This window comes from Neorhizobium descurainiae, assembly GCF_051400715.1.
GTDB lineage: Bacteria > Pseudomonadota > Alphaproteobacteria > Rhizobiales > Rhizobiaceae > Neorhizobium.
Map to the genome: position 1 here is coordinate 1 of NZ_JBLFFK010000046.1, position 11,042 is coordinate 11,042.

Below are 11,042 nucleotides of genomic sequence, written 5' to 3' on the forward strand. Positions count from 1 at the left end.
TCGAAAGCCATCCGATCGCGAAGTCTGACCTTTCCCACAAGGGCATTTACCAGCCTCCAGAGCACCGATTTTGACTGATGGTCAGAATCGAAGATTCTGACCATCAGCAACGGAGGCCTATCTTCACACTGGCGGGCGGCGAGCCCTTCCCGCTGGCAAAATCCTTCCGGCTGCACGTACGGCGACATCGCAAACCCACAAGCTTCCGGCCGCCTAACCCCGCGTTGGGTCAGTTCCTAGCGGAAATCAACAGTCCGGTTCGAGAGCGTCGGTCACGCGAAACCGCCGTCAGATCGACACTGAAGTATTTCCTCTTTTGCCGCCGCGATAAGTTGCCGCTGTCCATCAGGTTGCCGGAAAAAACTCTCGTAGATATGAAACAAACCGAGAGGTTAGGCGTTAAATGGTGTTGCCGTTCGGCGTGAGGGAAGCCGTGGGGGGCCACCGCCCATGATTTCAGCGCTTTGTCCCACCCAATTTCCCGCCTCAATCGCGACGAGAGATCAAAGAGATAAACCGCCGATGTCGAATATCGAGGAATTCCCCCTCCCTTCCCGAAAACTGAGCGAGTACGATGCGCTTATCGCGGCGGCGCCGAGCGTGCTCGACGCTATCCCCGGCGCCGTCTATCTCTGCGATCACGACGGCTGGCTCGTCCGCTATAACAAGGAAGCCGCCGAATTCTGGGGAAGAACGCCGCCGCTCGAAGATAAGCGCGAACGTTTCTGCGGCTCACATGCGCTTTTCCTGCCGGACGGCAGGCCGTTGGCACACGAAGTCTGCCCGATGGCGACGGCTGTTTTCACTGGCAAGGAAACCCGCAACGCGGAGGTCGTCATTGAAAGACCGGATAGTTCGCGCTTCGTCGCTCTGGTGAACATCCGCCCGCTGAAAGACCACGATGGCAGGATTCAGGGAGCGATAAACTGCTTCCAGGACATCTCGGCGCATAAGGCCATCGAGGAAGAGGTCCACCGCAAGAACGCCGATCTTCAGGATTTCTTCGAGAACAGCGCGATAGGTCTTCACATTGTCGGTGGCGACGGCATCATCCAGCGCGCCAACAAGGCGGAGCTTGCTCTTCTAGGTTATACCGCCGAAGAATATGTCGGGCGGCATATCGCGGAGTTTCATGCGGATGCGCCGGTGATCGGCGATATTCTCCACAAATTGGCGTGCGGCGAGAAGCTGGACCGCTATCCCGCGCGCCTTCGCGCCAAGGACGGCTCGATCAAGCATGTGCTGATCACGTCCAACAGCCGGTTTGAGGATGGAGAGTTCATCAACACCCGCTGCTTCACGACCGACGTGACCGATCTTTACGAAGCCGAGAGCGCCCGTCGCGACAGCGAAGAACGCTTGGCGGCGACCTATGAAGCGGCGACGATCGGAATCGCAGAAGCTGACTCCGCCGGCCGCCTGTTGCGGGTAAACGACGCGCTGTGCCAGATGCTCGGACGTTCCCGCGAAGAGCTGCTCAGCATGACTTTCTTCGATTATACCGAGGATGGTGATCGAGAGGAGGATGCGGCGCTCTATGCGCGTCAGATTCTTGGAGAGATCGATAGCTACGTGCTGCGCAAACGAGCGAGCAGGCCAGATGGAACGACGGCCTATCTGGATGTCCATAGCTCGTCTGTAAGAGATGAGGCCGGCGGCTTCCGTTATGGCGTGCGGGTAATACAGGATGTCACCGCCGCCAAGCAGATGGAGGATCAGATCCGCGCAAGTGAACAGCACATGCGCGATTTGCTCGAAGCGCTACCGGCCGCAGTCTATACGACCGACGCGACGGGCCAGATTACCTTATACAACAAGGCAGCCATGGAGATGTCTGGGCGAACGCCGCAGGCGGGCGACATGTGGTGCGTCACGTGGCGTCTCTTCAACCCGGATGGCACGCCGCTGCCGCACGATCAATGTCCGATGGCGGTGGCACTGAAGGAAGAACGTCCGGTTCGGGGAGCGGAAGCCATCGCCGAACGGCCGGATGGCAGCCGAGTGCCGTTCATTCCCTATCCCACGCCGCTTCATGACGCCGAGGGGAATCTCGTCGGAGCCATAAACATGCTCGTCGACATCACCGAGCGCAAGCAGGCCGAGAGCAGACAGAAAGTTCTCATCGACGAGCTCAATCATCGGGTCAAGAACACCCTCGCCACAGTACAATCCTTGGCTGGACAAACGGCAAGGCATGCCGACGATCTGGACGACTTCTTGCGCCGATTCGAAGGCAGGCTGCTGGCGCTCGCGCGTGCCCATGATCTTCTGACCAAGCGGCATTGGGGGGATGCTCCGCTGGATTCGCTTGCCCGGGAAGTGCTGACGCCGCTCGCCGGTGAAGCGGCCAAGCGGATCAACATCGACGGTCCCCCTGTCGCTCTCAACCCCCGCGCCGCGCTCAGCTTGACGATGGCCCTTAGCGAGCTTGCCACGAATGCCGTCAAATATGGAGCGCTGTCGTCGGAGGTCGGCTCGCTTTCTGTCGCCTGGCAACTAGAGGGCGAGACCGAGGACAGCCCGAGGCTGATCCTCGAATGGTGCGAGCATGGAGGGCCGCCGGTCAAGCCGCCGACCCGACGTGGGTTCGGCACGCGGCTGATGGAACGCTGCATCGAGCGCGATCTCGGGGGTGAGCTGGATCTGGCCTTTGAGCCTGCCGGCGTATCGGCCCGCATCCTCATTCCGGTCGGGCTGCTTTACCCATGAGGGACTTTTCCGGCCTCAGGGTTCTCATTGTCGAGGACGAGGGTTTGGTGGCCCTCATGATCGAGGACATGCTCCAGGGTATCGGCTGCGAGGTTGTAGCTTCAGTGTCGCGACTTTCGGAGGGGAGAACGATCGCGACCACGGTGCAGGTCGATTTGGCGGTACTGGATGTCAATCTGGCTGGTCAGCCGAGCTTTCCGATTGCGGAGATCCTTCACAAACGTCAGATCCCGTTCATTTTCAGCACCGGATATGGAACAGACGGGCTGCCTCGGGAATTCGGCAGTCATCCCACAATCGGCAAACCTTTTTCCTCTAGCGATCTAAAGCAGGCAATCGCGGGTGCTATGAAGCTTTGACGATTGGCAGAAGAACGTAAGTCCCTATGTTCTTCTCCGTGGCTGAGGTGGCTCGCCCTACACTGGTCTTCCGAGGGTTGCGCGGATAGGCCGAGCCGATCCTCACGACGGGAGGACGAGCCGTGGCGGATTATAGAGAAGCTTTTGTCGGAATCGATGTTGCCACGCTGAAGAATGCAATTGCGATTGCTGAATCGGGCTGGAACGGAGAGAGCCGTTATGGCGGCGGGGTTGAGGCATCGGATGCCAGCATGCGCCGCATTATCCAGCATATAGCCGCAAAGTTTGAACAGGCATGGGGTTCCGGTGCCGATCGGCTAATATATAATCGTTATTGCATGGAGCGACCGGGGCCATTGTACGATGCTTATCCACACGTCGGCATCCTCATCGCTCTCTCCGGAACTCGACAGGCCGTAGCGTCCTGACGGGTTTGCCATCGTTTCTCATTTGGTCGGAGGGTGGCTAGAAACGACGAAACCGCCGTTGTTCAGTGGAGGCGGTTAGGCTTTTATGTATGAACTGGTTGCGGGGGCTTGCTTCGACAGCTGGCATAAGAGGGCGATGCGGATGGGTTTCCTCGGCCTTTGCGAGACCGAGAATGCCGAACAGCTCGCCGCGTAGCTCGGCATGAACCTCGCCCCGCCTGTCGCCGGGGAAGAGCACGATCTCGCCGATGAGGGAGCGTAGCGCCTCGGCCGCCTCCCGCCCGCCATCCGGATCGTTGAGAACCTCCGTCAGGCGTTCCACGCGCAGATGGTAGAGATTGGCGATGTTCGGATGAATGTCGGGGACATTGTCGGGCATGTCGGTGAGCCGGTTGGTGATCTCCGCCTTGTGCCGTTTGAGATCATCCATGCGCGCCTTCATCGACGGCTGGTACATGCCGTCTTCGATCGCCGAGATGATGCCGGCAATCGCATCGCCACCCTGAAACTGAACGGTCAGGCATGAGTGATGGCAGGCGGCGCGGCGACTTCACATATCGGAGCCCTGCCCACCATCGCACAGCTTGTCGCATAATCAATGCTACCATCGCTTGCAGGTTACTTTGTCTTTGCTCCCAAGTAGGCAGACAGTCCCATTATTCATTTGGGTAAATCTGCGAGAATCACGCTAAGTCTCAATGTAAGGAAGAAAATGGCATTACTGAATTGTTTCGCTACTGCCTACGCTGCGCTTAAAGTGTTACGCTACCGGCGGTAGAATGAGTCGAGAATCATTGGGGGGTGTATGGCGAGTGAAAGCGCAGGGATGGCATCCGTTTACAAGCACGAGACAGAGGCCGTTCAACGCCCAGATGTCGGTGTGGAAGCGCAGTTTTCAAATAAGAAGGCTCCAAGGACCTACCGTTACGATTCCAGCCTCGCCCCAGAGCTGGCATGGGACGAGAATGGGGAGCGCGCCTTTGCGGAGTGGTTGCTGGTGCTGATCGCCGACGCGGCCGACAAAGGAGAGGCCACCGTGTTCGCCCAGCCGCAGGTGTGGCAGGGAACAGAGGAACGCTTCACGTCCCTGTCGCAATGCGCGGCGAGGCTCCGCAGCCTGACCAAGCCATTCCTGAATTGGGCGGGCAAAGCCGAGCGCCAGCAGATCACGGTGCCGACACTCCCGCTCTTTGTCCACGAGCGCCATTCCACCCAAGCGATCCTCGATACTCTAAAATCTCACAAGGCCCCTGGCACCAACCTCGATCTGTTCGGCGACACTGACATGGACATTGCCGACAAGCTGGACGCCTACGAACATAAGGGGCCGTGGACGAACCGCCTGATCCTTGGCGATTCCCTACAGGTGATGAACTCCCTCCTCGAATACGAGGGGATGGGCGGTCAGGTGCAGATGATCTATTTCGACCCGCCGTATGGCGTCAAATTCGGGTCGAACTTCCAGCCCTTCGTTCGCAAGAACAAGGTCGATCACGGCAAAGACGACGAGATGATCCGCGAACCCGAGATGGTGAAAGCCTATCGGGATACGTGGGAGCTGGGGCTTCACTCATACCTGACATATCTGCGCGACAGGCTGACGTTCGCACGCGAGCTGCTGACGCCTTCGGGGTCGATGTTCGTCCAGATTTCCGATGACAATGTACATCTAGTTCGCACGATCATGGACGAGATTTTCGGCAAGGAAAATTTCGTATCGCAAATTGCCTTCAAGAAAACCGGCGGGTTCTCGGGAAATTTCATTTCCTCCAACCATGACTTCATCATCTGGTATGGAAAGGACAAGGCGAACCTCGAATACACGCCGCTATACGTCCCACAACCGGAGCCTGACCCGGACGACCCCAATTATGTTTGGCTCGAGTTTCCCGATGGCGAAATTCGGAGGATGACGCCGGAAGAACGACGACGTGAGATGCCATTACCGACCGAAGCGAGAATATTTCGCTATGGCCCCCTAACCTCCGATGGCGCGGCGAAAGAACCACAGCCTTTCAGATTCAATGGTCAGACCTACTATCCGGGAGCGAATAGCCATTGGAAAACAACGATCGACGGCATGAATACACTGGCCGAGAAGGGCATGTTAATCAAGTCGGGCCCAAAGGGGTTGGCCTGGAAAATGTATTGGGACAATTTCCCGGCCACTGCGCTGGATAACGTCTGGCCTGATACCCAGTCCGGTGGCTTTAATGAAGCGAAGCTCTACGTGGTGCAAACCACTAACAAGACGATTGGCCGTTGCATGTTAATGTCAACGAAGCCGGGCGATCTCGTTCTCGATATTACCTGCGGGTCCGGCACAACGGCAACAGTCGCCGAACAGTGGGGCCGTCGATGGATCACCGTCGATACGTCGCGAGTGCCGATTGCGTTGGCGCGGCAGCGCCTGCTAACCAGCACGTTCCCGTGGTATAAACTTAAACAGCCGGTCAAGGGTCCGGCGGGCGGTTTTGTGTATGAGCGAAAAAAGAACCGAAAGGGCGAGGAAGCTGGCGGACTGATACCGCGTGTCACGCTGAAAACCTTTGCCAAGGACGAAGATCCCCAAGTCGTGACATTGGTAGATCACCCTGAAATCGCCAAAGACATCACCCGCGTTTGCGGCCCCTTCACGGTCGAAGCCACCATTCAGGCGGCGATGAATATGGAGGAAGACCCCGCCACGCCGTCGCCTCAACCGACAACTAGCAGCCCACGCGCCTATCTTGACCGTATGATCGAGGTATTGCGTCAGAGTAAGACCCTTCGCCTACCCGGCAATGTCACCCTTGAACTGGAAACCGTCAGCCCGCTTGCCGACCGCGAATATCTACACGCCGAAGGCGTCGCACGCAACGGAACGGAGAAGCGTATCGCCATTGTGTTCGGTCCCGAAGACGGCGCTGTCGGCTCCGAATATGTGTTCAACGCCCATACCGAGGCGCTGCAGCAGGGCTACCAGTCTCTTTTCCTATTCGGCTTCGCCATCGACGCCAAGGCGCGGGAAATGCTCGCCAAGCTGAAGCTCGCCACTACTTACGTCGCCGTCACACCGGACGTAGTGATGTCCGATCTACTCAAAACCAGCAAATCTAGCGAGATTTTCTCGATCACCGGCCTACCGGATGTGAGGCTGGAAGAAGCTGGCAAGGAGGAAGACGGACCCCTACTCTACCGCGTAGTCATCAAGGGACTCGACATCTTCCGCCCTGACACGATGGAAACCGAGGAGGTGAAGGCGGAAAACCTGCCGTGCTGGATGCTCGATACCAACTATAACGGCATGGCGTTCTTCGCCTCGCAGGTATTTTTCCCGAAAACGAGCGCGTGGGATAACCTGCAAAAATCCCTAAAGGGACAATTTTCTGACAGCGTGTGGGAGCATCTGGCCGGGACGGTGAGCGAGCCTTTCACGCTGGGCGACAAGAAGCGCATCGCGGTGAAAGCCATCGACGAACGCGGTAACGAGCTGATGGTCGTCAAGGCTGCGGGAGGCGATAGCTGATGCACACCACGCAGAAGCAGGAGCTGCCGGTCACGGTCGCAGAGGTCGAATCCCCGATCATCAATTCGCCCTTTATCGAGCCGCAATGCCATTGGCAGATCGAGCGCGGCACGCCGCCGGCGAAGGCCGAAGGGCGGCGGCGGGCCAGCTACTTCTACCGCGTTCCCGAACATTCGGGCCGTGGCCGCCGCAAGAGCGCACAGGCTGAAATGTTCGAGAGCGAGCGCGGCGAGGAAGTCGAACTTGAGATCGTCAATCTCTTTCGTGAGCGCGTAAAGGAATGGCGCGAAGGCGCACGTTCTGGCGGTATCGCCTATGATGGCGCATCGCCGGTGACGAAGGAGTTATTGGACCTATGGCGCAGCGACGAGCGGATGCAGCGCCTGTTCTTCGCGCAGATCGAGGCGGCCGAGACCATCATCTTTCTGGTCGAAGCCGCCGACATCTACCGAAAGGGCATCCCGGAAATCCCGAAGGACGAACCGGGCCTGACGGCGAAGGCGGACGGCGTTCGCGCCTTCCTCCGCTATGCCTGCAAGATGGCGACCGGTTCCGGTAAAACCACGGTCATGGGGATGCTCACTTCATGGTCCATCCTCAACCGTGTTGGCAGCCCACGCGATGACCGCTTTTCCGATACCGTCCTAATCGTCTGCCCCAATGTTACCATCCGGGAGCGACTACAGGAACTGGACCCGTCCTTGGGCGATCTTAGCCTCTATCGCACCCGCCAGCTTGTGCCGCCGCACAGGATGGAAGAATTGCGGCGCGGTGAGGTGATGATCGCCAACTGGCACCGCCTCGCCAAGAAGGAGACCAACACCGTCAACGGCGATTCCGCCAAGGTGGTGAAGGCGGGCGAGCCGGTTGAGGTGGTGAAGAACGCTGGCAAGGCCAACGAGACTGTCGAGACTAAATATTTTGAATCCGACACCGCGTGGTTCAAGCGCATTCGCCGAGAGCTCGGCAGCGGCAAGGGCCGCAGCCCCCATTGGCTCATTTTCAATGACGAAGCCCACCACGCCTACCGGCGCGGGGACGTGGCCGAGGACGAGGAGCAAGCACTGGACGAGGATAAAGACCTCGCCAAGAAGAATGCGCGTGAGGCGACCATCTGGATCGAAGGTCTCGACCGTATCCATAGGCTGGCGGGCGGCAGCCGCCGACGCGGCATCAATCTTTGCGTCGATTTGTCCGCCACACCGTTCTACATTCAGGGCTCTGGAAACGAGGTTGGGAAGCCTTTCCCTTGGATCGTGTCCGATTTCGGGTTGCTGGACGCTATCGAGTCCGGCCTTGTGAAGATTCCGCAACTGCCCTCCCGCGACGTGAGCGGCGCGGAGGAAGCCGCCTATTTCAATATCTGGCGCTGGGTGCAGGCCAAGGCGAAGGAAGATGGCTTCGGCACCAACGTCACGCCCCAAATCGTGATGAATTACGCTAGCGCGCCCATCAATCTTCTGGCGACCGAATGGCATCAGCGGTTTGTCGAATGGGAGCAGTTCGCGAAGGCGCAGCACAAGCATCCAGTGCCGCCAGTGTTCATCGTCGTCTGCCGGGATACCGCCCTCGCGCGCGAGGGGCATCGCTGGCTGGCGAATGACGAAGGCGGCTATGGAGAGGCTCCCCAGTGGTTCCGCAACGCACCTGGCCAGGAGTTCACTGTGCGGATCGACTCCAAGGTGATCGAGGACATTGAGGAGGGCGGCACCAAGGAAGAAACCCGCCGCCTACGCTTCATTCTCGACACCATCGGCAAAGCCGAGTGGCCGGGCGGCAAAGTGCCCGACGAGTGGGCCGAGCTTGTCCGCAAGCACAACGACAAGGCGGCGAGTGATGATAATGATGGCTCACTTAAGTGGATTGATGAGCGGATTCCGCCGGGCCGTGACGTGCGCTGCATCGTGTCGGTCGCTATGCTGGCCGAAGGCTGGGATGCCAATACCGTCACGCACATCGTCGGTTTGCGGCCGTTCGGTTCGCAGCTCCTTTGCGAGCAGGTGGTCGGGCGTGCGTTGCGGCGTAAGAGCTACGCGTTGAACGAAGAAACGCAGATGTTCGCGGAGGAAACCGCAAAAGTTTTCGGCGTGCCGTTCGAGCTGATTCCATTCAAGGTCTCGCCATCTGGTGAGACCCCGCCGCAACTCGATCCCAACCATATCTATTCCGTGCCGGAGAAGGCCGAGTTCGAGATCACCTTCCCAGTCGTCAGGGGCTACCACAAGTCCGGCCAGTTCGACGTTTTCGTCGATTGGGAACAGGTGGCGAAAGTCACCATCGACCCGATGAAAATTCCGCAGACCGTGGAACTAACGCCGCTTACCACGCCGGACGGGGCGCTTGCCGCCTACGGCCCCGGCGAAAAGCCAGTGTTGTCTCTGAAGGAGTGGCGGGCAATGTTCCGCGAGCAGCAGGTCGCATTTCGGCTGGCGAAAGAGATTTGTATCCGCTGGACAGCCGACAACGGCGCGGCAGCGGTGCCAATGCAAGTGCTGTTCCCCAAAGTCGCATTCGCTGCCAAACGTTTCCTTGCCGAAAAGCTCGCCCGCAAGGGCGACAGCCAGCCATGCGACGTTCTCTTGGTTGGTGAATATATGCAAGCCGCCGTTGGTTCGTTGTTGGAGGCGATCAAGAAAGGAGCTTCGACATCGGATGGGGAGGTGGCTGTTGTTCCCCAAGGCGCTGCCGGGTGCGGAAGCACGCTTTACGTAGACTTCCATACGACCAAGCCGATCTATCCGGTAACTCGGTGCCATCTCAACGCAATGGTCGCGGATACCAAGAAATGGGAGCAGAGTGCCGCCTTCTTGCTCGACAGCCATCCCGGCGTTGACCGCTGGGTTAAAAACGATCGGTTGGGTTTGTGCATTCCCTACCGCAATCGCGGCGTTCCAACCCGATACATTCCCGACTTCATCGTCGTGACGGACAAGCATTTGAACGTCATCGTCGAAATCAAAGGTCAAGTCACGGACAGCGCCGACGCTAAAGCAAAAGCGGCTGTCCGCTGGATTAACGGTGTGAACCGGCTCGGCACCTACGGGGAGTGGGCATACCTTTTTGTGACCGATCCAGGGCGCGTTGCCGAAGAGCTAAATGCATACACCATAAAGAAAAGTACGGACGCTCCTTTTGAGCCGACGGTCTAATGGAGGCGGATGAACTGTCGCACCGGCGGCAACCGAAGCGGGGCTTAATGGTTGCGCGGAACAAGGAGAGAGCGTTGACCGACGTCAAAGCTCTCCTCGCCAAGGGTGGCGCAATCAAGACATTCAGGCTTTCGTGAACATTGGGCATGAAGGAAACCACCAACAGCGCGCGGATCACGGGGTAAAGGACGCGCTTGCCGTCCTTGCTCTCACGACAACCAAAGGCATAATTCTTCCACGCTTAGCCAACCGCTGAATCGGCGTGGACAACTTGCAGGCTGCAGGGCGATCTCTGATGAAAAAAGGGTGCCAGAGGGGCTGCCATGCAGGGTGGTTGTAATGGCCGCGGTGCTCTGGTCGATAGTCTCTGGTATTCCGAAACGACTTTCGCAAGCCCGCCTCATACCAATTTACCGCGCCGCCTGCGGCGTCACATCCATGAATTTGCCAACCAAACGGGCCGACATGAGGCCCCCAACACCATCATTAGCTCGATAGCTCCGGCGTATCCTGGATCGCGGTGCGTGCTGCTGGCCTTCACTGTCTTGACGATGAGCGTGCCGTAGATGAGGGCTTCGTGATAGCCGGTGAGATAATCGGCCGCGGCAAATAACGAGTCGCGAAAATTCTTGGATCGGTTTGGTTGCGGACCTCGCATGGTGAGCTTGAGCAGTCTTGAGGCAGGAGTGCGGTGCGCACGCCGTGGTCTGCGGGCCTGCATGCTTTGCGTGGTGCCTAAACGCCAAAACCCCGTTGGTTAGACGGGGATAGCGATTGATTTATATTGGAACTGGTTGCGGGGGGCTTGCTTCGTAAGCGGTGTTTTGCACCCACCTTCCGGATCACGGCGTGATTGACGATGTTGAGCCCGAATGAGGGCTTGGACATA

At 58.4% G+C, this 11,042-nt stretch carries 6 protein-coding genes; 5 read left to right on the forward strand and 1 reads right to left on the reverse strand.

Translation table 11 applies throughout. The features are described from left to right. Positions 1-522: 522 nt before the first annotated feature. The 3 genes from ACMGE0_RS32930 to ACMGE0_RS32940 all read left to right on the forward strand — a co-directional run bounded on the left by ACMGE0_RS32930 (position 523) and on the right by ACMGE0_RS32940 (position 3,496). Positions 523-2,709, forward strand: a complete 2,187-nt coding sequence (locus ACMGE0_RS32930; RefSeq protein WP_436820074.1) for a PAS domain-containing sensor histidine kinase — start codon at positions 523-525, stop codon at positions 2,707-2,709. After that, on the forward strand, positions 2,706-3,068 hold the full coding sequence (locus ACMGE0_RS32935) for a response regulator (protein ID WP_436820075.1): 363 nt from the start codon (positions 2,706-2,708) through the stop codon (positions 3,066-3,068). Before ACMGE0_RS32930 ends, ACMGE0_RS32935 begins: the two co-directional genes overlap by 4 nt. Before the next feature lie 122 nt (positions 3,069-3,190). After that, entirely contained in the window at positions 3,191-3,496 is a 306-nt protein-coding gene (locus ACMGE0_RS32940; protein ID WP_436820076.1) for a hypothetical protein, read from the forward strand. A gap of 37 nt (positions 3,497-3,533) precedes the next feature. Here the strand turns inward: ACMGE0_RS32940 and ACMGE0_RS32945 are convergent, their stop codons facing one another. Next, the gene (locus ACMGE0_RS32945; RefSeq protein WP_436820077.1) at positions 3,534-3,926 is read right to left on the reverse strand and encodes a DNA resolvase; all 393 of its coding nucleotides are present in this window, start codon (positions 3,924-3,926) and stop codon (positions 3,534-3,536) included. Between the two features lie 396 nt (positions 3,927-4,322). Here ACMGE0_RS32945 and ACMGE0_RS32950 point away from each other — a divergent pair, with 396 nt between their 5' ends. Together ACMGE0_RS32950 and ACMGE0_RS32955 are read left to right on the forward strand one after the other, a co-directional pair. Further along, positions 4,323-7,004, forward strand: a complete 2,682-nt coding sequence (locus ACMGE0_RS32950) for a site-specific DNA-methyltransferase (RefSeq protein WP_436820078.1) — start codon at positions 4,323-4,325, stop codon at positions 7,002-7,004. Beyond that, positions 7,004-10,153: a BPTD_3080 family restriction endonuclease gene (locus ACMGE0_RS32955; RefSeq protein ID WP_436820079.1), complete on the forward strand. Its 3,150-nt coding sequence runs from the start codon at positions 7,004-7,006 to the stop codon at positions 10,151-10,153. The genes ACMGE0_RS32950 and ACMGE0_RS32955 overlap by 1 nt, the downstream gene beginning before the upstream one ends. Positions 10,154-11,042: the final 889 nt, after the last annotated feature.

What these genes read in the sequence shown, in the direction of transcription:
- ACMGE0_RS32930 (WP_436820074.1), top strand. Translation starts at nt 523, where the DNA reads ATGTCGAATATCGAGGAATTCCCCCTCCCTTCCCGAAAACTGAGCGAG.
- ACMGE0_RS32935 (WP_436820075.1), top strand. Translation starts at nt 2,706, where the DNA reads ATGAGGGACTTTTCCGGCCTCAGGGTTCTCATTGTCGAGGACGAGGGT.
- ACMGE0_RS32945 (WP_436820077.1), bottom strand. Translation starts at nt 3,926, where the DNA reads ATGGATGATCTCAAACGGCACAAGGCGGAGATCACCAACCGGCTCACC.
- ACMGE0_RS32950 (WP_436820078.1), top strand. Translation starts at nt 4,323, where the DNA reads ATGGCATCCGTTTACAAGCACGAGACAGAGGCCGTTCAACGCCCAGAT.
- ACMGE0_RS32955 (WP_436820079.1), top strand. Translation starts at nt 7,004, where the DNA reads ATGCACACCACGCAGAAGCAGGAGCTGCCGGTCACGGTCGCAGAGGTC.